Source organism: Psychrobacillus sp. OK032 (genome assembly GCF_900111345.1).
Classification (GTDB): domain Bacteria; phylum Bacillota; class Bacilli; order Bacillales_A; family Planococcaceae; genus Psychrobacillus.
Window position 1 is genome coordinate 388,870 of sequence record NZ_FOGY01000002.1, and the last position, 24,011, is coordinate 412,880.

Consider the following 24,011-nt stretch of genomic DNA (forward strand, 5'->3'; position numbering starts at 1 on the left):
TATAAAAAACATAATTCAATAGATAATTTAGAAATTTCTGAATTATAACATTATTCGACAAATCAACGTTTTCAGATTATTAAAAATAATATTGATTAGTATATTTTTATCTGCTACAATTAATTTAAACACTCGGTTAAATTTAAAAAAGTAATTCAAATTTTTTTCATTTCATTAGTAATATAATAAAAATTAGAGGGTGGTATAAATTTATGATCTTTCAATATCTTCCTGTTGAACGTATTCATTATGGGAAAAATGTTGTCTCTGAAGAGTTAATAAGGGAATTAAAAAAGTTAGATGTAAAGAGGATTTTAATTGTTACAACCACTAGCATGTTAAAATCAAATTCCTACAAAAGCATAATTGATTCTTTAAAAGTTAATCATTTCTTAACCTTAGTAACTGTATCAAAACAACATGTTCCAGATGATGTTTTATTGAATGATTTAATTGCCATAAAGGAATTTAACCCCAATCTTATTATCAGCTGTGGTGGAGGAAGTCCTATTGATGCAGCGAAAATCCTTTCTTTTGTTTTATCTGAAGGTGTTCAATCAGAAAATGACCTTTATCTGTATTCAGAAAATGTACGGAAAAAGAAAATAATGATGCAGAATTATATCCCCCATTTTGCCATTCCTACAACATTATCTGCATCTGAATTTACAGGAATAGCTGGTGTTACAAGTAGAAAAAATCATTTAAAATATAAGTTTTCTCACTTAAACATGACGCCAAAACAGGTCTTTTTAGATCCAACTTTTACAAGTGATACACCAGAGTGGCTTTGGTTATCTACAGGTATTCGTGCTGTCGATCATGCAGTGGAGACGCTTTATTCTCCAATTCCAAATCCAGTAAACACTGGACTCGCATTGCAAGCATTAAAAAAGTTATATTACAATTTACCTCTATCTAAGAAACATCCTGCAAACTTGGACTATCGATTAGAATGTCAAGTAGGGGCATGGCTGTCATTATTTTCGGATGTCAATATTAAATTAGGTTTATCTCACAGTATTGGTCATCAATTAGGGGCGCAATTCAACATACCTCATGGAATGACTTCGGCAATAATGCTTCCTCATGTTATGAATTTTCTCTTAACACGAACTTATATTCAACAGGGACAAATACCTGAAGCGTTAGGAAAAGCAACTGGAGTATTAAGCGAAGACGCTGAGATGGCATCGCTACTTATCGGGAATTTAATAAAAGATTTAGGTATTCCTCATAGACTTAGAGATTTTGATGTTCCAAAAGAAAGCATTCCTGATGTAGTGAAAAATATTCTTTTAGATATTCATGGGGAAGAAAATAGCTTTGTCTTGGACACAAAAAACCTAAAGATGGAGATTACAAATCTTTTAGAGGCAGCTTGGTGATCAAATAATTAAAAGGTTCAAAAATTTTAACAGCTCTTTAAAAGAAGCCTCCCGTTTAAACGAGGCCACTGAAAAAGTGCATGAAATATTTCCTAGCGAATTCTTGAACGACTAATCGTTCAGGAATTCGCTTTTTTATATTATAGGAAACTATAAAATTTACGACTTGTGGTAACTTTCTACAAGTGCTTTTACGTCCAGACTCCAGCGCTGCTCCCCTCGGGGTCAAATGTGAAAAAGCTGCTCCTTGAAACAATGAGGAAAGTTCATATTAGTGCACAAAAAGAGATGATAGATTCTAACAAATTTGTTTGCACAGCCTTTGGTTTGAAATCATGAAGAAACCATCTACAATTTGTTTATAGATGGTAAGCCTTCTTGATGGCGAGCACGACGCTAGTTGATTTTCTTTACTGCGGAGACTACAGCAGGAAAAGAGAGGAGGCAGCCCCCCAGCCACCAAAAACAATTTTGTTTGCGAAAAGCTTCGCGCATCTAAAAGACTTTATAAACTTCATCATTTTCTTTTGACTTCTTGAATTTCATCGAATTAATTACCTATTCTTAAACTTTTTCTATTAGTATCAGAATATCCAAGCTCCAGGAAAATCTCTTCATTATGTTCACCTAGTTTAGGAGGTGCTGAACGGATTCCGCCTGGAGTTTTTGATAATTTTATAGGTATTCCCACTTGTTTTAACGTCTCTCTATTTGGAAAGTTAACATCTGTTATGATTTCTCTTTCAATAATTTGCGGATCACTTATCATTTCCGATAAATTTAATACAGGGGCTACACATGTATCCACATCTTTAAAAATCACGACCCATTCTTCTAATGTTTTTTCAATAATAATTTCTTGGATTATTCTTTTCATGCTTTCTTGTTCTAGTTGAGATCCATTCAACAAACTTATAAGTGACTCTTCTCCAATTACTTTACAGAATTCAACCCAAAATTTTGGTTCTAGGGCAGCTACAGATAAGAATCGTTGATCTTTCGTTTTATAGACCTCATAGCAAGCCCTTCCACCATTTAATACGGATTCTCCCCGTTTAGGTAATTCACCCGATGCTAGATATTCAGGCAACAACGTCTGCATTAAAGACACGGAACCATCTAGCATCGAAATATCGACAAACTGCCCTTCACCTGACTTATTTTTTTCTAACAAAGCAAGTAGAATTCCATTAATGGCCATTTGTGCGCCACCAGCAATGTCAGCAATCTGGATAGAAGAGATTAGAGGTTTCCCATTTTTCTCTCCTTGGAGATCTAATAATCCTGCGTAACTTAAATAATTCAAGTCATGACCTGGCAACTTAGAATAAGGGCCTGTTTGCCCAAATCCAGTAATTGCACAATAAATTAATCCCTTATTTATCTCTTGTAACTTTTCATAACCTAATCCTAGTCTTTCCATTACCCCTGGGCGAAAAGACTCTACTAAAACATCTGCTGTTTTCACTAAATCAAAAAATATTTCCTTCCCATTTTCTGACTTTAGATCGAGACTAACACTACGCTTGTTTCTATTTAATGAATAAAAAATAGCGCCCCCTTCATCATCGATCATCGGTTTTTCCCAACGGGCATAATCACCATTTCCAGGTTCCTCAATTTTAATAACATCCGCGCCGAAATCAGCCAACATTAACGTACAATACGGACCTGGCAATAGACGGGTTAAATCTAGCACTCTGATATTTTCTAAAGGTAATGACATATTATTTTATTCCTCCCTTTTTCCTTTTTAACAGAAATTCTTTATTGTTTTACCATCAATCTAACCGTTCAATAATTGTTGCATTTGCCATTCCATGTCCTTCACACATTGTTTGTAAACCATACCGTCCTCCTGTTCTTTCTAATTCATACAGCATAGTAGTCATTAATCTTAGACCGCTACCACCAAGTGGATGCCCTAAAGCAATTGCCCCTCCATTCGGATTTAACTTTTTTGGATCAGCCCCGGTTTCTTTTAGCCAAACTAATGGTACACTTGCAAAAGCTTCATTTACTTCAAAAATATCAATGTCATCAATCGTTAATCCACTTTTCAATAAAGCCTGTTTTGTCGCTTCAATTGGTCCAGTAAGCATTAATGTCGGATCTGAACCAACTACTGTGCGTGTTAAAACACGGAATCGCAATTTCAAACCCAGTTCTTCTGCTTTTTCTCTTGACATTAATAGAATTGCCGCAGCTCCATCACTAATCTGACTGGCATTTCCTGCATGCACTGTACCATTTTCTACAAATATCGATTTCAAACCTGATAAAACTTCTAGATTTGTTTCTGCTCGTGGGCCTTGGTCTTCTTTCACTATTTCTTTTTTACCATCTGGTAGAGTTACTTCTATTGGCATAATTTCTCGATTGAAGTACCCTTTTTGTTGAGCGTTAAGTGCTTTAAGGTGACTATCTAATGCAAATTTATCTAGTTCATCTCGTTTCAAATTCCATTTTTCAGCGATTCTTTCGGCTGACAAGCCTTGATTTATGATTTCATATTGTGAGGTCAGATTTTCACTCAGCTCAGCTCCTTGAACATTTGAAAACATCGGAACCCTTGACATACTTTCAACTCCCGCTGCAACAACTACATCCATATCCCCACTCATAATTGCTTGAGCGGCAAAGTGAACTGCTTGCTGGCTTGAACCACATTGTCGGTCAATTGTTACTCCTGGGACTTTAATCGGATATCCAGCAATCAATGCAGCTACCCTTGCGATATCTCCTGATTGTTCGCCTACTTGGGAAACACACCCCATGATGACATCCTCTACAACTTCTGAAGAAACATTAGCTCTTACCAAAACTTCTTTTAATACCTCTGCTGCCAAATCATCTGGACGAACACTACTTAAAACACCATTTCTACGGCCTACTGGAGTTCTAACCATTTCAACAATATATGCTTCTCTCACTATTAATCTCCCCTATACTTTATTTAATATCGAACAATTCAGCTGACTTTTAATCTATTCTTTTACGATTGCTTACCTTTTGTAAATCCTGGTGTTCCTACTTCTAAAAAGACTATTTCCTTGGAAATAATATAAGCATTTTATGTGGCATAGTTTGCGCATTGCCTACAAGTTGCCGCCATTTATTAATATGAAGGATAAACCGCGTATCTTCTTATTGATAAGACATTTCACCCGTATTCGGATCGTAATAGATTGGTCTTCCTATTTCTTCAAGATTTCCGTTCTTAGCTTCTACCATGTGTAATGTAGTATTCCCATAACGGTTTTCAGGTGTATACGTGATTCTGTCAAAAATGGATCCCTCCCAATTATCCAATGAATTAAGTGCATTAATGTAACTTTCCCATGTTAAATCACCTTCTATACGATTGAGACCTTCTACAAAAACCTGTGCCGTCCCCCATGCAGCTTGTGTAAGCGCACCTAAATCCTTCTCATTAAAATCTTTTTTTATCTGTTGAGTATATTTATCAATATCCGGATATTCAGAAATCTCATAACTTGCAAAAGGTATTGCAGTAATTACACCTTCCCACACATCTTTACCAGCGAGATTAAATTGATTTTTATCTTGCCCTCCCGTTACTGATACAACGTATGGTATATCCGTTGCACCAAGCTTGTGCATCTCTTGACGTAACGCTGCAGCTGGAACAGGTGTTGCTAGCATTAGTATTGCATCCGGTTTCGCTTGAACAAGCTGCTGTGCCTGAGTACTATAATCCTGATCTGAGGAAAGGAATGAAACTTCTTTTTCCACTATTATTTCAGCATCTAGCTCTTTGATTGCATCTACAGCCGCATTTAATGATTCAATCCCAAAGTCATCATTTTGATAGGCGATTGCTATCTTTTTAGCTCCTAATTGATTTGCGATATAATCTACCATTATTTTTGCTTCAATTGATACGTTAAACTGCATGCCATATAGATTTGGAATCGGCGGAATAATAAATTTTGATGAAGGTGTTCCAAGACCTACAACCGGTATCTTTGATTCCTTCAACAAATCTAATGAAGCACTAATGTTCGATGATCCTATTGGGTAAATAATCCCAAAAACTTTTTCTTCTTCTATTAATCTTTGCATTCCTTGAACAGTTTTTGCCGGTTGGTACTGATCATCATACGTAATTAGTTTCAATTTTTTCCCTTTTACCCCACCGTTTTCATTAACATAATTGAAATAAGCTTGAATTCCTTTACGAACTTTGTCATATTCGGCAACAGGACCTGTTTGTGGTCCAGTTAATCCAACTAAAATCTCTTTATCTGTTACACCTTGCACATAATCTGATAATTTTTTATTGTCAGTAGAATCTTTTGCATTCCCTTCCCCACCACAAGCCGCTAAAACTAATACCATCATGAGTAGTACTAAATGCACATTGAATTTTTTCATATTTATTACGTCCTCCATGATTAATTATTTTTTTACCGTTACTGTGCCTCTTAAACTTTTAGATAATCTGTTAAACTCCTAAATAGAGTTTAGAAATATCTTTATTTCCCCTTAGCTTTTCCTACTAATTGTGCCCTTTAATTATATGGGGATATATCCTTCAACTCTTTTTATTTATACGTCACCTTTCCTGTACTCGGATCATAATGTACTGGACCACCTATAGGTTCAAGATTCCCGTTCTTGGCTTCTACCATCCTTAACGTAGTATTTCCATAATGATTCTCAGATGTATAAGTTATACTATCAAAAATTGAGCCTTCCCAATTCTCTAGTGTTTCAAGTGCTTTTATATAACTTTCCCATGTTAAATCGCCTTCTACACGATTTAGACCTTCTACAAAAACCTGTGCCGTCCCCCATGCGGATTGTGTGAGTGCACCTAAATCTTCCTCAGTAAAATCTTTTTTTATTTGTTCAGTGTATTTGTCAATATCAGCATGATCAGAAGACTCATAACTTGCAAAAGGCATTGCGGTAATTACACCTTCCCACACATCTTTACCAGCAAGATTAAATTGGTTTTTGTCTTGCCCTCCTGTTAGAGATACAACGAAGGGTATATCTGTTGCACCAAGCTTATACATTTCTTGACGTAAAGCCGCAGCTGGAACAGGAGTAGCTAACATAAGTATTGCATCTGGTTTCGCTTGAACAAGCTGTTGTGCCTGAGCACTATAATCCTGATCTATAGATAGGAATGAAACTTCTTTTTCAACTTTTACGCCATCTAACTTTTTTATTGTACTTAGAGCAGCTTCTAATGTTTCAATTCCAAAATCATCGTTTTGGTATGCAATTGCAATTTTTTTTGCCCCTAGTTGATTCACAATATAATCAACCATCAATTTTGCTTCATTTGCATAGTTAAACTGCATTCCAAAAATATTTGGACTAATAGGGTCCACAAATTTAGTTGCCCCTGTTCCAATTCCTACAACTGGTATTTTAGATTCCTTCAACAATTCTTCTGTAGCACTAAATGTAGAAGTCCCAACCGGAAAAATAATTCCAAAGACTTTTTCTTCTTCAATTAATCTTTGCATTCCTTGAACGGCTTTGGCCGGTTGATACTGATCATCATACGCAATTAATTTTAACTTTCTTCCTTTTACTCCACCGTTGTCATTAACATAATTGAAATAAGCTTGAATCCCTTTACGAACTTTGTCATATTCAGCAACAGGCCCTGTTTGAGGTCCCGTTGTCCCGACCAAAATTTCCGTGTCTGTAATACCTTGCACATAAGCTGATGATTTTTTATTATTAGTAGATTCTTCTGCATTACCTTCCCCACCACAAGCCGCTAAAACTAATAACACCATAAGTAGTACTAAATAAATATTTAATTTTTTAATAATTCTTACTTCCTCCCCGGATAATTATTTTTTTCAGTTACCGTGCCTCTTAAACTATTAAATAAGCTGTTAAACGCCTAAATAGAGTTTAGAAATATCTTTATTTCCCCTTAATTCTTCTGGGGTACCTTGTAATGCAACTCTTCCATTCTCTAAAATATATGAATAATCAGATATTTCTAAGGATAAATGCGCGTTTTGTTCCACTAACAATATCGCTGTTCCTTCTACATTAATTTTCTTAATTGTTCTAAAAATCTCTTGAATGATATTCGGAGCTAATCCTAGTGATGGTTCATCTAACAACAATAACTTTGGTGCGCCCATAAGTGAACGTCCAATAGCTAACATCTGCTGTTCTCCTCCACTTAAGGTTCCAGCCACCTGCTTTAAACGCTCTTTCAATCTAGGAAACATAATACATATTTTTTCGTAATCTTCTTTCACTTTCTGCTTATCTTTTCGAAGATAGGCTCCGATATTCAAATTCTCTTCCACTGAAAGTAATGGGAAGACTCTTCGATTTTCCGGACAATGAATAACTCCTTTTTTCACTAAATTACTAGAGGATGTCTTTAACATTGAATCACCATTTAGTTCATATGTTCCTTCCGATGGTTGAATTAAACGAGAAATAACTTTTAATGTAGTTGTTTTCCCCGCACCATTTGCACCGAGTAAAGAAACAATTGAACCTTTAGGAATCTCGAGATTAATGGATTTTAATGCATGAATTTTACCATAATAGAAACTTATATTATTCAGCTTTAACATCTAGATCCCCCTCACCCAAATAAGCTTCAATTACGACAGGATCGTTTTGGACATCTTTAGGGACTCCTTCGGAAATCTTCTGACCGAAATTAACTACTGTGACATAATCCGATATTTTCATCACTAGAGACATATCGTGTTCAATTAGTAAAACTGAAAAATTCATTTCTTCTTTTAAGCGAACAATTAAATTGGTTACTGCTTCTGTTTCTATGTTATTCATTCCCGCAACAGGTTCGTCTAGCATAATTAGTTTTGGATCCATCATAATTGCCCTTCCGATATCAACCATCTTCTGATATCCAAATGATAAACTTTCTACTAATTCGCTTGCTAAATTTGAAATCCCCAGCATTTCCAAAACTTCAAATGCCCTTTTTCTCGCCTCATTTTCTATATTTCTTACTGAGCCAGTTCTAAGTGCAATTGTGAAGATATTTTTTTTTATTGATGGATGAAGACCAGTAAGTAAGTTGTCGAGAACGGTCATCTTTCCGAATAGCTCTGTATTCTGAAAACTCCTTGCTATTCGCATTTTAGCTAGTTGATGACTCTTATGTTCAAGTAAATTGTGCCCATCAAATGTTATTTTTCCTGAGGCTGGTGTATAAAATCTACTTATACAATTAAAAAGTGTCGTCTTTCCTGCACCATTTGGTCCAATAATCGAATAGATTTGACCTTCTGGTACTTCTAGTGAGAATTGATTAATCGCTGTTATTCCACCAAAGCGGATTGTAACCTCATCCAATTTCAGCATCTTTTATCACTCCCTTATTACCTACTTTCTTACCAAAAGTTAGATTTTTAAAAGACATCTTTTTAATGGATGCTAGTCCGTTTGGACGCACAAGGATAATGAAAACCATTAATACTCCAATAATTAGATTTGTTAATCCAACAAATTGATCCGTATAATGAGGTATTAAAGATAAAACCATCGCTCCGATGATAGCACCTGGAATAGAAGCTAATCCACCGACAACTACCATTGCTAAAATCAAAAAGGACGTTGCTAATGTAAAATCGTTGGGGCTTACGAAGCTAAACCAATAAGCATATAAACCACCCGCTACACCGGTGAAAAATGAACTAATTACAAACATGAGTAGTTTATATAAAGGAACATTAATACCCATGGATTGAGCTGCAACCTCACTATCCCGAATAGCTATAAATGCTCTACCTAAGCTACTATTAACAAGGTTATAAATGATAAAAATTATGAACAACGTAATTAGAACAACAACATAATAAAAGTGTATACCAAAAATGAAAGTAGGTTTAGCGACAGACATTCCAGAATATCCACCAGTCAACCCCTGCCAATTTAGGATGATCTGTGGAACGGATATGCCGAATCCTAATGTAACTACCGCTAAAAAATGTCCTTTTAAACGAGCCGCGGATAATCCAATAATTAGTCCAACAATTCCAGTAATAATTCCTGCTAAAGGTAAAGTAACTATAAACGGCAAACCTACTTTACTTGAAAGAATCGCCACAGAGTATGCACCAACCATTAAAAATCCTGCTTGCCCTACAGAAACTTGTCCACCGAAACCTAGAAGTAAGTTTAATCCTAAAGCTGTTATTACATAGACTGACATCATGAAAAATATGGTCAAATAATAATTTGAAAATCCTACTAATAGTGGATACATGAGCATAAATAAAATGACAGTGTAGATGATTATTTTTTTCATATTATCACACCTTTTTAATGTATTGTGTACCTCCAAATAAACCTGTGGGACGGATGATTAGTACGACGATAATTAATAGGAAAACGAAAACAATTCTTAACTCTGAACCAACGAAATAACTTACTAAGTTTCCAAATACACCAATTATTGCTCCTCCGATTACAGCACCTGGCATACTTACAAAACCACCTAAAACAGCTGCCGCAAATGCCATAATCAGAACTTCCGCCATCATACTTGGGTGTAAAAAGGTAGTAGGTGCGATTAGCATACCCGCTACACCACCGAGTAATGATCCTAGTGCCCAAGTTAACACAAATATTTTCGTTACTTTAATACCCATTAATTCAGATGCCATCATATCTTGTGCAGCTGCTCGCATCGCAAGACCAATTTTAGTAAATCTGAATAAAGCAAACAGTAGGAGCATTAGGCATATTGTGAAAATCACCACAAAAATTTCATTTGGGGTGATAAATACACTTCCTATTTGAAAAGGTGAACCTTCCAGTGCTCTTGGAAAACTAGTTGGTGAATGTCCCCAAATCAGTCCTGCTAATCCATGAAATATCATATACAAACCAAGAGTTAATACAATTAGACTAATTGGAGTGGAAGATTGAATCGGTTTCAAAAATAAGATATAGACTATAGCTCCCAATAACGCTGCAAATAGTAGAGCTAACGCAAATGAAGCAATATAAGGAAGTTCATATTTTGAAATAAACATAAAGGCTATAAATGTTATAATCATCGCCATTTCACCTTGGGCAAAGTTTACTATGTCAGACGTTTTATAAATTAACACCATTCCTAATGCTGCAAGACCATAAATACAGCCGAAGATTATTCCGCTAACAACAATTTGAGCAATCAAAACGTATCAACTCCTTATTCTGTAAAATATTCACATTACAAAATAGAACACTTTTTTATACTCCTTTAATATTTACGCTTCAATATTTTTTCTAGTCTAGAATGTTCTAAAGCATGAAAATCTTTCCCTACCTAGATCAGCAATGCTTAAAAATAGGGGATCTCTTCTCTATAAACGCTTGAACACCCTCTCTTGCATCCTCAGTGCTAAAAATATCTGCGAATAGATTAGCTTCAAGTTCCAATCCAGCTTGAAGTGTTTGGTCTAATCCATCATTCACACTTATCTTTATTCTACTGAGAGCTTCCAAGGAATAACCCGCAATTTTTTTAGCCATTGATTGAGCCGCTTCCATTCCTTTTCCTTCGGGAACCACTTGGTTTACGAGCCCTATTTTAAGCGCCTCATCCGCAAAAATAGGATCACCAAGAAACATTAATTCTTTCGCCTTTGCTTCACCTATAAGTCGCGGTAATCGTTGCGTTCCCCCCCCTCCTGGAAACAGGCCTAATTTAACTTCTGGTAATCCGAGTTGCGTTTTATCACCTGCGATGCGGATATCGCAAGCTAACGCTAGTTCACAACCGCCGCCGAAAGTGTAACCATTTAAACATGCAATTGTGGGTTTCGGTAAATTAGCAATAAAATTTAATACTACATTTGACTTCCTATGACTCTCTCTTAATTCTTCTTTTTCTACGTCCAACAACTGTGGAAACTCTTTAATATCAGCTCCGGCCATAAATGCACGACTGCCTGCTCCTGTAAGTATAACCACGACTATTTTAGGATCCTCGGCAATTTCATGAAATACTTTTCCCAACTCAGTTGTCACTTGTCTGCTCAATACATTCATTGGTGGATTGTCGATGATTACCGTAGCTATTCCATCTTTTACTTCAAAACGCACTAATTCTCCCATTTATTCCCTCTCCTTAAATTGAATGTTTTGACATCTACTAATCGTCTTTCAAAGTTTATTTCGGTTGCATACGGATAGCACCATCTAAACGAATAGTTTCCCCATTTAACATAGGATTTTCTACAATGCTTTGTACCAACTTCGCATATTCGGAAGGATACCCTAATCTTGAAGGAAACGGTATTGTCTCTTCCAGTGAACGTCGGGCTTCTTTTGAAAGGGTGTCAAATAAAGGCGTTTCAATTAAACCTGGTGCAATTGTCATTACTCGAATTCCTTGCTTAGCAAATTCACGAGCAATTGGTAAGGTCATACTCACAATTCCGCCTTTTGACGCGCTATAAGCAGCTTGACCAATCTGCCCTTCAAATGCTGCAACAGAAGCAGTGTTAATAATAACCCCTCTCTCACCCTCTTCATTCGGCGTATTAGAAAACATTTTTTCCGCCGCTAAACGAATGACATTAAATGTTCCAACCAGATTTACTTGAATGGTTTTATTAAAATCTTCTAAACTATGAACGCCTTCTCTACCTACAACCCTTTGAGGAGTACCAATACCAGCGCAATTGACTAAAACGTTAATACTTCCAAACTTCTCTACCGTTTGATTGAGAGCTTCCTGAACATCTGCTTCATTTGAAACATTCGTTTTTAGAAAAACAACATTATCTGAGCCAAATTTTTCTACCAATGAGATACCTTTTTCCTCGGACAAATCAAAAATTGCTGCTTTCCCACCATTTTCTACAATTAGAGTAACAACCGCTTCTCCTAATCCTGAACTTCCTCCAGTTACTACAGCTATACTATTTGTGATATTCATAATTTTTCTCTCCATTCATTTTTCAGCATTTTTTTATTCCAACATGAACAACATTAAATTTAGATCCCTTCACTTCAATAACATTAATATGTAATTCTTTGCTTTGCTTCGTTCATCCATCTGAACAGTACTTTTGTTAAATCCAATTCATATTAATAAAACTTCCGTTTTCACCCCAGTAACATAAAATTGTGTATTTTGGAAATCCACAATTCAATAACAAAATGGTAGAGTTTACAATTTTAGAAAAAAGATAAAACCTACTAGCAAATCTAACATCTAACCGCTTCTCATATTAAGAATCAGCATTTTCAAAAATGTTTTTCGCTAAATATCAAGTTCCACTGCTAAAATGACACTATCATTCCCCCTCCTTTTAAACATTAAGTTAGTTATCAGAAAATTCCGATCATAATGGTATTCTATCAATCTTTTTTTTACTTTGCAAGTTTTTTTAAACTTGGTTTCGAATTTTAAATCATAGTCCAATTATTAATTTTATGTCCAAAATAATTACCCTAGAACGATTGATAAATACGAAAAAATAGTTTACAGAATAATCTTTTTATTGTACTCTTGGTATGTAATTGAATATAAATTTAGATAAGCCAGATATTATTCCCGACCGGTGGTAATGGAAATTTATTTTCCCGAGTTTGCGAGCTGTAAAACTGGTTCTAGTGAGATTATGGAGCTGACAGTAAAGTCTAGATGGGAGAAGATGAAGTTTTGGTCTTCTCTTTGGGTTGTCCACAAAGAGGTTACTCATTTAAGTGTATCTTTCAACTCCTTTAAGCTTCATCGTTTTGGGAAGTTTTTGTTGACAGATTACGAAGACATGCCTTCCCTCTTATGAAGTGAATAGAAAAAGGAGTGGATCAAGTGAAGAACATTAAATTACGAAAGATGCTTGTAATATCAATATTAGGGAGTATCGCAACAATCTTAATGCAATTTAACTTCCCGTTACCAGCATTACCAGGATTCCTAAAATTTGATTTTGGTGAAGTACCCGCGGTTATAGCTGTACTAACGATGGGTCCTGTTGCTGCGATAGCTGTTGAGGTGATTAAAAACGTATTGCACTGGTTTATAAATGGAAGTCCAACTGGCTTACCAGTTGGTGAAATTGCAAACTTAGCAACAGGAATTTTATTTGTAATACCAATCTATTTTATCTTTAATAAATACCGCAACACTAAAGGTCTTGCTGGCGGACTAATCGCTGGTACGATATTTATGGCAGTCGGTATGAGCTTCCTAAATTATGTAGTTTTCTTACCAATGTACACATATTTCTTGAATATACCAGCTACTACTGGGGATGCGTTGTATACAATGATTATTTTAGGAATATTACCATTTAACTTATTAAAAGGTGTTATTATTACGGTAATTTCATTACTCCTTTTTAATAGTATGAAACAATGGATTGCTAAACAAAGGTCCGGGTTAATGGTTTAAACTTAAAATATTTTGAAATATGAACTATATATTACTGTAATGCGGACTCACCTACTTTTATCTTCTTATCTACTTTAATTTGAATTGTTAACCAGATTCATGTGGTCAATCAAAAACAGCTTTGCTGCAATATTCAAGCTATCGAGCCATTTATAAATCGTTTTTGTATTAATTTCCTCGAGATATGTTTTATCATTTATTCCTTGAAATTTCTTAAAAATATCGTTGTAACATTTAAGTGTTCTTGGTCGATAGCCGTTCACTTTCAATTGTTTAATAATTATTAATAACGCTTGTTCAATAGTTGTACCTTTAGGGGTTATTTCAACTTTCCTTAACAACTCTTGTTAAATGTAACATCAAATAAGCCACTCTTTTTTTCATAAAAAAACCTCCTAAATATATTTAGGAGGTCGATTTTGGAATCCACGATTTTTGAGGAAAATTTCGATAAGGTTGCAATACCTTTAGAAATACCTACTATCGTCAAACCACTGATACTATTTAGTTACTTTAGTTTTAATTACGTCCCAGGAGAGATTCGAACTCCCGACCGACGCTAAACCACACGTCATATAAACCGTTGATACTATCGCATACAGATACGGTCAATGAGCGTACTTTGACCGTTACCCTTTTCGTAGTATATCGCAGGCTATTTATTTTCGCAATAATATCGTCATATTTTAGCGTTGGTAATCATAGGAAACCGCCTACGTCATCGTCGCTAATTTCGATACTATCGTTTACTGGCGCATTGAAAGACGCCGCTACACCGTTTATATCACGTTCGATTAAGCGTTTAATATACTTGCTGAATTCGCCATGCTCCGGCTTATACGCGTGCTCATACAGACGCCTCTCGTAAAGGCTACGCAAATTAAAGCTGACTTGCCCGTTATGCCGCGTTTTAGTCACCGAAATGTCCGCCTAGCAACCTCGTAATTGCCGACCGCATTTGCGTAGACTGGCGGTAGCGTCACGATTGAGCCGTCTAATTGCCGTAGATAAGGCGTCAGTAATTTAGCGCGCGTATAATGCGCCTGTAGCAACGGAAGTATATCGCTAGCCACGCCACCGCAGGCATAAACTACGTCATTTTTACGCCATTTTAGCGACGTTGTTGCTCGGATGATACCTCGGGCTACCTCCGCTAAAGAAGCGTTATTTGCCAACGTTTCCATGCCGAAATTGAACGTATCCGACGCGGTATTAATATGGCGCTTATCACGTATCGTCGCGCAGTTCGTCGTACCGCTTCCGATATCAATAATGCGGACTTCGCCTAGCTGCGGATTAGCGAGATAAGCGACGGAGCCTTCCGCTGCGATTCCGACTTCTTCTATTGTATAGCGTTTATGGACGCCGTTAACCGTAATGTCGTGCGTACCGCGTAACAAGTCGCGTAGCTTCGCCTTTTCATCCGCATTGTGCGTCGCTATTGGCTGACTGCATACGATGCTGAAACGGTCAATATCGAGGAAGAACTTCGAAGTATATCGATAGATTGCGAGCAGCACGCGTATTAGCGTATCCTCATGCGCCTTCGTATCGCCGTATAGCGAAGTGACACCGAACTGATCCTCGTTTGCTGCGATAGTGCCGGCGAAACCGCGCCTACCGTTTAATTCGAACTCCATATCGTCGTCGCCGTGCTTATCTACGATGTCACGCGAAAACCAATCGCATATCGCCGTCCTGTAAATATCAACTCCGTAAGCGCCCGCCGTCTTAGCGTTGTAATTGCCGGCGTCAATTCCGAGTATTAAATTCCGCATGTAAAACCCCTTTCGATTTTCGTAATGCATCCGTAATACAAACGTGCTGATTTCGTGTGTCTTTGTAATACATCGGTACTACAACGCTTTCTGTAATTCCGACCATGATCGCCCATACATACGCGCATGACGCTTCGTTAGGAAAGCGTTGTTATACTTCGATTTAACTGGCGGTGCCATGTGACAGATAAACGCCGGTTGCATTTCGCCTGCAGCTCTAACGGAAATGATAGCGTGGTGTGCCGGTAGTTTATACGCTTCTTCCAGCGGAATAGTATCATCAAAACGGTGCTTCGATAAGTCGAAAGTTTTCGTATGGTCGTTCATGAATAGGAACTGCTGAACACCGCCGCCTTGTAAGTTCTCCTGTAGGCTAGGCGATAATTTATTCCAGTGGTGGAACGCGTATATCGAACCCAAACGCTCCTTACGTCCTTCCGTACCGATACGTCCCATCAGCTTCGTTAAGCCTTCCGATTCGTATTGCTCCGGCTCATTAAATACGATAAAGCATCCGTTTTCCTGTTCGTCCTTCGACATCAAGAGACGAGTCATAAACGCCTTTAACGTAATCCAGTGGACTAAGGTCTTTACCGCGTGTTCTCCGAGGCCTCTGCCGTTCGGCACACGTATAATGATTACCTTGCCGTCCGCCATCCATTTACGGAAATCTACGTCAGCTAGCGGTTCCTGTGCGAATATATCGTATAGGCGTTCGTTACCGAAGAATCTATTAAGGCGATTTAATATAGCGTCGCATTTATTGCCGAGCGCAGCATTATCGCCCCACTGTAGAAGCTCGTTAGCTAGGCGCGTATTACCTTCCGCGACTAGCGCCTCAATCCGATTAATGCGGAAATCTTCGTCCTCCATTATGCGCTTGATATCGAATAGAGAGCCGCCGCTTGCCTTCGCAGCATCCGTTAAATACTTTTCAGAACGGTTCAGCCCGCTAATCTGCATAAAGTCGATCATTTCGTCGGCAAAGCGGCTAGTACCGTTGCGCCCTAGTGCCGTTATAACTTCCGTAAGGTCCATCGGCGGTATGAAGTCGTCGTCGTTCATATTTAAGTCGATAATTGATTCCGGAGGCAATGCGTCGCGTATTCCGTCAGCCATACCGCGTTCGCCTTCTTCGACTATCGCGTCAATAACGATGAAACTAATGCCGTGCTTGACGTTGCCTTCGACGACCCAATTCTTAATCGCCGTATCCTTGCCGGCGCCTTGACCGCCGATAAACGTATAGCCTCGGTAGAAATTATCGGGATTATCGACGGGCATAAGTATCGGTATTTTGTCGTCCTTCACTTCGGCGATGCCTAGCGGAATGCCGTTCGAGTCACGCATAGCTAGCGGTATATCTACTTCGACACGCTTCTTAACGTTTAAAGCGTCGGCATACTTGCGTTGTAACTCCTTATTCGGCATCATGAGCGCCAACTTCGACATTTCATCGGTGCTTACAAGATTGACGTTCGCATCAAGGCGCGTGCTTGCGGATAGCTGTAGCGAATTCAATTCGTTAATTACCTTTACTCGACGTCCATTATGCGTTACCTTAAAGCCGCTAAGTTCGTTCGTATCCGATAAGTCCTGCATGGATAACGTTAGGGATTCCGCCATGCTGTCGCGCGTTAATTGATCGTGTGAGTGCGCCACAACGCGTATGTGCGACTTAAATACGGGCAAGTTACCCTTTTCGCGATTCAGCCGAGTTGTGCCGATTTCATCTTCGAGTGAATACGCCTTTTTGATTATCGGCTTCTTTTCGACGGACTTATCCGATTTAAAGAACGCGTTACTGAATGCATCGAAAATATCCGTTACGAGGTAGTTGACTTCATTAACGAACGCAGCCACTCCGACTTTTAAACCGTTGCCGATACGCTTACCGCTAATCGCCGCACGTTGCGGGACCTTTCCGTTTGCCGCCTTTTCATACGCCCATTGCGCGTTACGTACCCACTTATTGCGGTTTTCTACTTCGTTACGGACGCTTAAACGAGCGACATCACCGTCGAACTGCAATTCGTCTATGACGCTTAGAACGTTGGAAATAGGCGTCTTAACGTCGTTAGAATTCGACTGTAAGCTGAATATATCGTGCTTTAAATAGCGTAGCTCCTGTACGACCGTATTTTCCGTCGGCACTTGCAAGTCTGCGATAGACGCTTCGCTGAACGTAACGCTCATTTTATTTTCGATTTTACGCTTTAGTTTCTGCGCTTGATACTCCGAAGTCGCTACGTAGAACTCAATCGAGCGCTTCCCGTTAACCTGGCGGAACAGTACGTCGAACCAGAAATAGTCCTTTTCGCGATACGTGAATTTAAAGCCGTTTCGTTCGCGCCGACTAGCGTTGCTTTCGTACATTTCGTACATCTTATGGATAGCGCGCCAAAGCCGTTTCGTATTATTCGTAACGTCGGCGTGTGGTGTGATTCGGAATACTACGATGTTATTGCGTTCATATTCGTAGTAGGTCGACGGTGTGAATGCCTTCTTTAATTTCGCTATATTGACGTTTAGTTTCGTAGTGTTATCGATTAATGCCGGTAGGTTTTCGTTATATAGGACCGGATAATAAGACGTTGTGACCTCCACGTTAATTCGCCCCCAATATGCAAACGGCTAAGATCGTTGCTCCGCTGAAAATACCTAACGGCTTAACTACGCCACGTCCCGCCATCGAGCTAATAATTACGAAAGCGCCCGCTGCTACTGCACCGTAGCCGATAAGGTCCGGCAATAACGGAACGAACCAATCCCAAATGGCGATACCGATTTCTTTTAAGCCACCGCCGATGTTATCCGCAATCTTTTCGCCTAACGGTTTATAGATGTGCTCCTTTTCCGTTTCGATAACCCAACGGTCAAACTTCCAAATCCAGTGCTCGTTATTTTCCGCTGCCATTTAACCGCCCCTTCATACCGTTTTTAAAAAGTCGCGAATATTAACCGCATTTCTCGCAAGTAAGTAACCGCAACATACTCCGATTAGTAATTCGATTGCTTTCGAGCGATGACCGAGCGCCCACGAAGCGCCTGCAAATACGATAACTAAAACGACGGCACTATCGAACATTCGCATAAGCGTCGGATAAATATTATCGAAGGAACTAGCCGCCATTGCAACGTTAGGTAGCGTTAAGAGTAACGTCGGAGTTGCAACGCCTACTAGACGAGGAATCGTCCACGTTTGTTTATTTTCCGATGGCTGATCGCTACTTCCCGCTAAATTCGGATTTCTGTAATCCGCTTCCAAAAACGCATATTTCGGATTTAAAATCGCCAATTTCGTACCTCCACGTATATTTTTTATGCCGCTTGTTAAGACTATCCTTAACTTATAGACGAAAGGACGTGTTCGTATGTTGTTTATTATCGGATTAGGTATTGGTGCTACAATCGGGTTATTAGTTAACGCTATCGGATGATTTACGTTTTAATTCGTCTTTCATGCGGGCCATTCTATCAGATGCCGTTACTTCCTTCGCTACGGGCGCTTCAGTCGCAACGACTACGCCTTTCTGCTTCATATCGGCGAGTATTAGCTTTTTAACGTAACCGCTAAAGTTGCGTTTGCTTACGTGTTTGAGGATTTGTTGGTCGGAGCTATTCGTACGGTTAAATGCGACGGGTTTGGAGAATCGATTCTTTTCGATGTTAACGCCTCCTTTAACAACATGATATGAGCGCTAATATCGTTTAATGCACGTCCGCCTAAAATAAATAAAAAATTCCGCCAGGGATTCGCCCCGACGGATTATGTAAAGCTAATAGCGCTAGCTGCTATCTAGCTTATGCGGAACATCGACGAAAAGTGCACGTCCTACTTCGATAAATATTCGAGCATCAATTCCTCGGAGCGTTTGCGTAATTCAGCGCTTGTATACCGCTTACGTTCTTCGTAACCGGCGTGAATAAAAGCGTATTCTGACGACTCTTTCGTTGATTTCTCGATAATTAACTGCATATTATGACGCGTTAAATAAATTTCCGTTACTTTCAAGTCGGCGCGAACTCGTTGTAATGCGCCTTCAACCTTCGCTAAATACGGTCGGGACAGCTTAAACGGTAACTTGACGATGGATTCTCGGTCGCGCTCAAAAAGCGTAATAAGCAACGGTAGATATATTTTATTTTCGAAATAACGGATATCCTCCGCTGATATTGACGGCATTTAGAACACGCTCCTTTACGTTAATTATAACATATCGCAAACACAAAAAAAACGCCCCACTCCGTTATTAGCGAGTAGGGCGTTAGGCTTGCGTGTTATTTCGATTTATTTTCGAGCGCTTTCAGTCGTTGTACAAACGGGATCATTGCGTTCCATACGTAGTATTGATTCACGTTGCGGAACGGATTCTTACCGTCGGTAATGCCGAGTTCCATCGCTTTCTTGCGTACGGCTTCTTGGTCTGCGTTTAGTTGCGGTTCATTCGTCACGCCTGCCACCTCCGTTTTCGGTTTCGTTAATTCTGCGAGCCTATCAGCGATTGCCTTGCGAACAGCCGCCGAACGCCCTTCGTCGAGTATTCTATGCGGACAGTTCTTGCCGGACCAATCGCGATGCCAGCGGACACGATCGATTCCCCATCCGTATTTTTTAAGTAACTGCGCTGTATATTCGATGGCGTTCGCTTCGGCTTGCGCGTATTTGGCGCCACCACTTCGCGAATAGCAGATTTCAATTCCGATGCTTTTACGGTTGCCATCGCCGTTTCCATCACCGCAATGCCAAGCGTTACGATTAAACGGAATAGCTTCGATTGCTTCCTTGTCGTCGATAGCTACGTGATAGCTCGTCGATGCCGTATTGCGTTTCATATAGGCGATTTCATTGCGTGCGGTTGCGTCATTTGCCGTGTTGTGAATCGTGATATATTGCGGAGTCATAGCATACGGCGATTTTAGCGAATGTAACGTCGATGCCACGTAATCTTTTACGGTTACGTACGCCATCACTTCAACCCCTTGCGTTCTAGTTCCTCCGCTTGCTTGCGTGCCTTGCGCGTCATTGCGTAGGTATTCTTATACACGCCGTAAAGCGCACCACCCAACGCCAAGCCAGCGCCTAGTAATACGCCGAATGCGTTAATCGAATCTTGCGTAAACCATTCGAAATATACGTTAATCGTTCCGAGAAATAGTAGTGCCGCCGATAGAAATCCGGTCACTAAAATTACGATGTCTTTCGTCATTATAACGTCCCCTTTCCGTTTTTATTTGCGTAGCTTAACGTAGTAGAATTCCGAGTATAAAGATTACGATTGTTACGAGTATAGGCGCCATGATGCCGATAGCCCATCGCTGATTCGCCTTCAATGCGTCTATATCGCGTCTATTTGTGTCCGCCTTCGCTTCGGCTGAGCGTGCGGTGTCGTCGGTGCGTGCGAGGTCATCGCGTAGCTTCGTGACGTCCGTTTTTAATTCGAGCGCTGCGTCAAGTTTACCTTCGATGCGCGCCATCGTGAGTTCGAGCGCGTGTATTTCCTTCGAATCTTCGGGCATGGTCCGAGCCTCCTTCGTGTAGTTTGCGTTATTTTGCGTAAATAAAAAGAACGCCGGTTAGCTACGATAGCTTAGGGCGTTCTGATATCGTGATTATTCGGTTAGACGGTAAGTCGCAGTTTGATCCTACACCGCTTTAACAGCAGTCATATTATCTGTAATAACACTCTTAGTAGTCTCTATTTTTTCGGTTACTGCGTTAATCATAAATGCGTTAATATTTTCTGAAATGTTATCTTTAATAATAACATTGGTAAATTTTTCGCCATTTGTTGCAAAGCCTACACCATAATGCGTATTTGATCCTGTCGCTCCCTTAATTCGGTTTCCTTGTAAACGGAATCCGCTAAACGGTGCAGGAGTACCAATAGGAATGCTAGAGGTAAAAGCAATCGCAGATTTGAAGTTTTCAACAGTTCCATAATTGTGTATTTTCGTGTTACTGACTGTTAACATAGGATTGAAGTTCTCTAGTGCAACCTTCACATCGAATTGGATTCCATGTCCGTTGATTGAGTATATATTGCAATTGTCGAAAGTCCAATCTTGGCAATTAATAGCACTGATTCCTTGCACAGAATCATGAATCTCGCAATTAGTTAACGATACTCGTTTGGATGTATTGGCAAGGATAGCTGTGTTCATTTTAGATTGAACGTCTACACCTTCAAAGAAAAGGTCTGAACTGTTATTTAAATAAAATCCTACACTTTCAGTAGATATGATTTTCGAATTTTTGATATACACCTTACCAGGTAAAGGTCTTGTTGGCTCATTTGTCTGTGTCGAAATGCCATAATTAGGTACTAGAATTGTAACGTTTTCAATGGAAATTCTACCGAAGTTTTGTGCGTCTGCATCTTTCCTGTTTATCGCAATCCCTCTTGAACCTGCGATAGTTGATTCTATATGAACATTACTTACTATAAAATCACCGATGACATCTGGAGGTCTTTGAACTCCACCTTTTAAATCAAAGTCAATGCCATGTTTTGCACAGTTCAGGAAAGTGCAATTCGAAATAATGATATTTTTTGGTGCGGCTGCTATATTTGTTTCTGTTTTTATTTTAATTCCGTTATAAAAGCCGTTCGCTATAACGTTTTGAATGGTAATATTTCTACTGGAACCGAGGTCAACACATTCGTCAATATTGATTCCCGTAGAATCCGATGCCACGATACCATCTACCAAAACTGTGTCAGAATTAAAGAAATCAATAACTTCCGGGACTCTCATGGCGAATGTGTTTTTTATACTGCCGTTTGTACAAGTCATTAAGCTAATCCCGTACATACAATCGTGCATTTCAGTGTCCGTTATCACGAATTCGTCTACTAAATCTAGTCTTAGACCAGCGTGTCCGAAGAATCGGACATTTCGCATAGAAAACGATTTGACATGTTCGATTCCAACGCGCGAACCTCCTGTAGTATCAAATGCTATGTTCTCAATAGAAATGTTTTGAAACTTGTTCCCCACTGTCCCTAATGCTCTAAAACTTAAAGCTCGACCATCCAAGTTATCAGCTGTATTTTTAATGATAGATTTCTGAGGTGATTCCCCTCTAATTCTTGTCCCGTTTTTCATGTTGATTAATTGTTTAGTTAGAAAAACGCCTTTCGGAAAGTATAAAGTTGTACCACTAATAGCACAAGCATCTATCGCTTTTTGAACTGCTACAGAATCATCCGTAATACCATCTCCAACAGCTCCGAAGGTCTTAACGTTGATCCCAGTATCCGCCAACTGCGTCTTAACGGAACCGATTTCCTGCGTATATTCTGCCTTTTTTACAGTCTCCGCTAATTCCGTCGTTATCGCTTCCACATTCGCCGCTAAACTATCCGCAGCCCCGCCTAATGCGTCTATTTTATCGAAGTTCTCGTTAAACTCCGTCATTTGTACGTAATCTTCCGGTACCCACTTATGCAATCCTAAATTATCGGTCTTTTTGCTACTCATCCGGTAATTCCTCCCTTATTTAAATCGTACGATTCTTCTAGTTGTTCAGCGGTCAAACCCGCTACTTTACGCCACCTTGCGCCACTACCTTCGAATTCACGCCACGGCTTCTCCGCGACATCCGCCATTTTGAATACGGAAATATCCGCCCATTGCTGCCGGATCATATCGAGTTCATGCCACGGTAAAAAAGAGAACGAAAAGTCCGTCCCTATATGCGCCGGCATAACGTCCTCTACGGAGCGCTCGATGTCCTCGAAGTTTTTCGGAACTCCGCGTCTACTCGTAATTTTTATTTTCATCGCCATTTCGTCCGGAACTTCCTCGATGGTTGCTCCGTAAAATGAATCGACTATTTCGTTTATCAGTTCACGCGTAACCGTTCCTACTCCGCGTAATTTAGCGTTAATAAAATGTCGCCGAGAATCCGTCGAGCGCGCCGCCTTTTGCTCGATGTCCGTAAGCGATTCCCATCGGTTTAATCCTTTTGTCGCGGTATTTACGTAGAATTGGTCGAGTAGTTCGTTCAATTTCGCTTGTACGCGTGTGACTTCGTTAGCTTCCGTTTCAACCATTCGCATTACGTCCGCTAAATCTTCGTAGTATTTCGGCATGTAGTCTTTCATCGTTTGCCTTACATCGCGGTCATACGTATAAGTTTCGAGTAAGCCCTCCGACAACAACGCACCGCTAACCGTTTTGTATTTATGCACAGATGGTACCGCGACAGCCGACTTCGAATTAACCGATGTTTTAACGTATTTTATAATCCGTGTGTTAACCTTCGGAAAAGTCGCACTACCCATCGAAGCTGCCGCCGACTTCACGATTAACACGATTCGCCCCGCCACGTCTGCCTTAGCGCTAAACGCCCCCGCAGACTCTGATAACCGTACAATTTTTCCGTCAAAAGAACCGCTACCTACGAGGCCTAGCGGTTCAATCGTTATTTCAGCCATCGTTTACGCCTTCTTT

The 24,011-nt window shown here is 39.4% G+C and carries 25 protein-coding genes; 3 read left to right on the top strand and 22 right to left on the bottom strand.

The window, feature by feature from the left end; all coding sequences use genetic code 11:
- Window positions 1-212 precede the first annotated feature (212 nt).
- The gene (locus BMZ04_RS05495; protein ID WP_093266426.1) at window positions 213-1,388 is read left to right on the top strand and encodes an iron-containing alcohol dehydrogenase; all 1,176 of its coding nucleotides are present in this window, start codon (window positions 213-215) and stop codon (window positions 1,386-1,388) included.
- Between the two features lie 550 nt (window positions 1,389-1,938).
- On the opposite strand, the gene BMZ04_RS05500 is transcribed toward BMZ04_RS05495, so the two are convergent.
- The 10 genes from BMZ04_RS05500 to BMZ04_RS05545 all read right to left on the bottom strand — a co-directional run bounded on the left by BMZ04_RS05500 (window position 1,939) and on the right by BMZ04_RS05545 (window position 12,309).
- Window positions 1,939-3,114: a CaiB/BaiF CoA transferase family protein gene (locus BMZ04_RS05500; RefSeq protein WP_093266429.1), complete on the bottom strand. Its 1,176-nt coding sequence runs from the start codon at window positions 3,112-3,114 to the stop codon at window positions 1,939-1,941.
- A gap of 55 nt (window positions 3,115-3,169) precedes the next feature.
- The gene (locus tag BMZ04_RS05505; protein WP_093266432.1) at window positions 3,170-4,321 is read right to left on the bottom strand and encodes a thiolase family protein; all 1,152 of its coding nucleotides are present in this window, start codon (window positions 4,319-4,321) and stop codon (window positions 3,170-3,172) included.
- A gap of 214 nt (window positions 4,322-4,535) precedes the next feature.
- Window positions 4,536-5,786, bottom strand: coding sequence for an ABC transporter substrate-binding protein (locus BMZ04_RS05510; protein WP_177184331.1), 1,251 nt, complete (start codon window positions 5,784-5,786; stop codon window positions 4,536-4,538).
- Between the two features lie 170 nt (window positions 5,787-5,956).
- A complete protein-coding gene (locus tag BMZ04_RS05515) occupies window positions 5,957-7,171 on the bottom strand; it encodes an ABC transporter substrate-binding protein (protein ID WP_093266438.1) in 1,215 nt (404 codons plus the stop codon).
- 102 nt (window positions 7,172-7,273) lie between these two features.
- Window positions 7,274-7,978, bottom strand: a complete 705-nt coding sequence (locus tag BMZ04_RS05520; RefSeq protein ID WP_093266441.1) for an ABC transporter ATP-binding protein — start codon at window positions 7,976-7,978, stop codon at window positions 7,274-7,276.
- Window positions 7,962-8,738: an ABC transporter ATP-binding protein gene (locus tag BMZ04_RS05525; RefSeq protein ID WP_093266444.1), complete on the bottom strand. Its 777-nt coding sequence runs from the start codon at window positions 8,736-8,738 to the stop codon at window positions 7,962-7,964. Before BMZ04_RS05525 ends, BMZ04_RS05520 begins: the two co-directional genes overlap by 17 nt.
- Window positions 8,722-9,684, bottom strand: a complete 963-nt coding sequence (locus BMZ04_RS05530; RefSeq protein WP_093266446.1) for a branched-chain amino acid ABC transporter permease — start codon at window positions 9,682-9,684, stop codon at window positions 8,722-8,724. The genes BMZ04_RS05525 and BMZ04_RS05530 overlap by 17 nt, the downstream gene beginning before the upstream one ends.
- 4 nt (window positions 9,685-9,688) lie before the next feature.
- Window positions 9,689-10,561: a branched-chain amino acid ABC transporter permease gene (locus tag BMZ04_RS05535; protein ID WP_093266449.1), complete on the bottom strand. Its 873-nt coding sequence runs from the start codon at window positions 10,559-10,561 to the stop codon at window positions 9,689-9,691.
- Between the two features lie 136 nt (window positions 10,562-10,697).
- Window positions 10,698-11,483 carry an enoyl-CoA hydratase gene (locus BMZ04_RS05540; RefSeq protein ID WP_093266452.1) on the bottom strand — a complete coding sequence of 262 codons (786 nt, stop codon included), beginning with the start codon at window positions 11,481-11,483 and terminating at the stop codon, window positions 10,698-10,700.
- 55 nt (window positions 11,484-11,538) lie between these two features.
- Window positions 11,539-12,309 carry a 3-hydroxyacyl-CoA dehydrogenase gene (locus BMZ04_RS05545; protein ID WP_093266455.1) on the bottom strand — a complete coding sequence of 257 codons (771 nt, stop codon included), beginning with the start codon at window positions 12,307-12,309 and terminating at the stop codon, window positions 11,539-11,541.
- An 891-nt stretch (window positions 12,310-13,200) separates the two neighbouring features.
- On the opposite strand from BMZ04_RS05545, the gene BMZ04_RS05550 reads away from it, so the two are divergent.
- The gene (locus BMZ04_RS05550; protein ID WP_177184356.1) at window positions 13,201-13,773 is read left to right on the top strand and encodes an ECF transporter S component; all 573 of its coding nucleotides are present in this window, start codon (window positions 13,201-13,203) and stop codon (window positions 13,771-13,773) included.
- Between the two features lie 74 nt (window positions 13,774-13,847).
- Here BMZ04_RS05550 and BMZ04_RS05555 read toward each other — a convergent pair whose 3' ends face one another.
- Window positions 13,848-14,114, bottom strand: a complete 267-nt coding sequence (locus tag BMZ04_RS05555; protein ID WP_093266460.1) for a hypothetical protein — start codon at window positions 14,112-14,114, stop codon at window positions 13,848-13,850.
- A gap of 78 nt (window positions 14,115-14,192) precedes the next feature.
- Here BMZ04_RS05555 and BMZ04_RS22245 point away from each other — a divergent pair, with 78 nt between their 5' ends.
- Window positions 14,193-14,336, top strand: coding sequence for a hypothetical protein (locus tag BMZ04_RS22245; RefSeq protein WP_177184333.1), 144 nt, complete (start codon window positions 14,193-14,195; stop codon window positions 14,334-14,336).
- A gap of 351 nt (window positions 14,337-14,687) precedes the next feature.
- Here the strand turns inward: BMZ04_RS22245 and BMZ04_RS05565 are convergent, their stop codons facing one another.
- The 11 genes from BMZ04_RS05565 to BMZ04_RS05615 all read right to left on the bottom strand — a co-directional run bounded on the left by BMZ04_RS05565 (window position 14,688) and on the right by BMZ04_RS05615 (window position 23,995).
- On the bottom strand, window positions 14,688-15,551 hold the full coding sequence (locus tag BMZ04_RS05565; RefSeq protein ID WP_093266465.1) for a ParM/StbA family protein: 864 nt from the start codon (window positions 15,549-15,551) through the stop codon (window positions 14,688-14,690).
- A 78-nt stretch (window positions 15,552-15,629) separates the two neighbouring features.
- Entirely contained in the window at window positions 15,630-18,158 is a 2,529-nt protein-coding gene (locus tag BMZ04_RS05570) for an ATP-binding protein (protein ID WP_255367810.1), read from the bottom strand.
- A gap of 1 nt (window position 18,159) precedes the next feature.
- Window positions 18,160-18,468: a hypothetical protein gene (locus BMZ04_RS05575; RefSeq protein WP_093266471.1), complete on the bottom strand. Its 309-nt coding sequence runs from the start codon at window positions 18,466-18,468 to the stop codon at window positions 18,160-18,162.
- Between the two features lie 12 nt (window positions 18,469-18,480).
- Window positions 18,481-18,849, bottom strand: coding sequence for a hypothetical protein (locus BMZ04_RS05580; protein ID WP_093266473.1), 369 nt, complete (start codon window positions 18,847-18,849; stop codon window positions 18,481-18,483).
- 121 nt (window positions 18,850-18,970) lie between these two features.
- Entirely contained in the window at window positions 18,971-19,093 is a 123-nt protein-coding gene (locus BMZ04_RS22720) for a hypothetical protein (protein ID WP_255367811.1), read from the bottom strand.
- 293 nt (window positions 19,094-19,386) lie between these two features.
- Window positions 19,387-19,737: a YhjD family protein gene (locus tag BMZ04_RS05590; RefSeq protein WP_093266479.1), complete on the bottom strand. Its 351-nt coding sequence runs from the start codon at window positions 19,735-19,737 to the stop codon at window positions 19,387-19,389.
- A 95-nt stretch (window positions 19,738-19,832) separates the two neighbouring features.
- Window positions 19,833-20,522, bottom strand: coding sequence for a peptidoglycan recognition protein family protein (locus BMZ04_RS05595; protein ID WP_093266481.1), 690 nt, complete (start codon window positions 20,520-20,522; stop codon window positions 19,833-19,835).
- Complete coding sequence (locus BMZ04_RS05600) at window positions 20,522-20,761, bottom strand: phage holin (RefSeq protein ID WP_093266487.1); 240 nt, start codon at window positions 20,759-20,761, stop codon at window positions 20,522-20,524. Before BMZ04_RS05600 ends, BMZ04_RS05595 begins: the two co-directional genes overlap by 1 nt.
- 34 nt (window positions 20,762-20,795) lie before the next feature.
- A complete protein-coding gene (locus BMZ04_RS05605; protein ID WP_093266489.1) occupies window positions 20,796-21,071 on the bottom strand; it encodes a hemolysin XhlA family protein in 276 nt (91 codons plus the stop codon).
- 126 nt (window positions 21,072-21,197) lie between these two features.
- Window positions 21,198-23,036, bottom strand: a complete 1,839-nt coding sequence (locus BMZ04_RS05610) for a right-handed parallel beta-helix repeat-containing protein (RefSeq protein ID WP_093266492.1) — start codon at window positions 23,034-23,036, stop codon at window positions 21,198-21,200.
- Entirely contained in the window at window positions 23,033-23,995 is a 963-nt protein-coding gene (locus BMZ04_RS05615) for a putative phage tail protein (RefSeq protein ID WP_093266494.1), read from the bottom strand. The genes BMZ04_RS05610 and BMZ04_RS05615 overlap by 4 nt, the downstream gene beginning before the upstream one ends.
- Between the last annotated feature and the right edge of the window lie 16 nt (window positions 23,996-24,011).

Bases quoted from the DNA above. Each gene is read 5' to 3' on its own strand.
- BMZ04_RS05495 (WP_093266426.1), top strand. From the start codon at position 213: ATGATCTTTCAATATCTTCCTGTTGAACGTATTCATTATGGGAAAAAT.
- BMZ04_RS05500 (WP_093266429.1), bottom strand. From the start codon at position 3,114: ATGTCATTACCTTTAGAAAATATCAGAGTGCTAGATTTAACCCGTCTA.
- BMZ04_RS05510 (WP_177184331.1), bottom strand. From the start codon at position 5,786: ATGAAAAAATTCAATGTGCATTTAGTACTACTCATGATGGTATTAGTT.
- BMZ04_RS05515 (WP_093266438.1), bottom strand. From the start codon at position 7,171: ATGGTGTTATTAGTTTTAGCGGCTTGTGGTGGGGAAGGTAATGCAGAA.
- BMZ04_RS05520 (WP_093266441.1), bottom strand. From the start codon at position 7,978: ATGTTAAAGCTGAATAATATAAGTTTCTATTATGGTAAAATTCATGCA.
- BMZ04_RS05525 (WP_093266444.1), bottom strand. From the start codon at position 8,738: ATGCTGAAATTGGATGAGGTTACAATCCGCTTTGGTGGAATAACAGCG.
- BMZ04_RS05530 (WP_093266446.1), bottom strand. From the start codon at position 9,684: ATGAAAAAAATAATCATCTACACTGTCATTTTATTTATGCTCATGTAT.
- BMZ04_RS05540 (WP_093266452.1), bottom strand. From the start codon at position 11,483: ATGGGAGAATTAGTGCGTTTTGAAGTAAAAGATGGAATAGCTACGGTA.
- BMZ04_RS05545 (WP_093266455.1), bottom strand. From the start codon at position 12,309: ATGAATATCACAAATAGTATAGCTGTAGTAACTGGAGGAAGTTCAGGA.
- BMZ04_RS05565 (WP_093266465.1), bottom strand. From the start codon at position 15,551: ATGCGGAATTTAATACTCGGAATTGACGCCGGCAATTACAACGCTAAG.
- BMZ04_RS05575 (WP_093266471.1), bottom strand. From the start codon at position 18,468: ATGGCAGCGGAAAATAACGAGCACTGGATTTGGAAGTTTGACCGTTGG.
- BMZ04_RS22720 (WP_255367811.1), bottom strand. From the start codon at position 19,093: ATGAAGCAGAAAGGCGTAGTCGTTGCGACTGAAGCGCCCGTAGCGAAG.
- BMZ04_RS05590 (WP_093266479.1), bottom strand. From the start codon at position 19,737: ATGCCGTCAATATCAGCGGAGGATATCCGTTATTTCGAAAATAAAATA.
- BMZ04_RS05595 (WP_093266481.1), bottom strand. From the start codon at position 20,522: ATGGCGTACGTAACCGTAAAAGATTACGTGGCATCGACGTTACATTCG.
- BMZ04_RS05600 (WP_093266487.1), bottom strand. From the start codon at position 20,761: ATGACGAAAGACATCGTAATTTTAGTGACCGGATTTCTATCGGCGGCA.
- BMZ04_RS05605 (WP_093266489.1), bottom strand. From the start codon at position 21,071: ATGCCCGAAGATTCGAAGGAAATACACGCGCTCGAACTCACGATGGCG.
- BMZ04_RS05610 (WP_093266492.1), bottom strand. From the start codon at position 23,036: ATGAGTAGCAAAAAGACCGATAATTTAGGATTGCATAAGTGGGTACCG.
- BMZ04_RS05615 (WP_093266494.1), bottom strand. From the start codon at position 23,995: ATGGCTGAAATAACGATTGAACCGCTAGGCCTCGTAGGTAGCGGTTCT.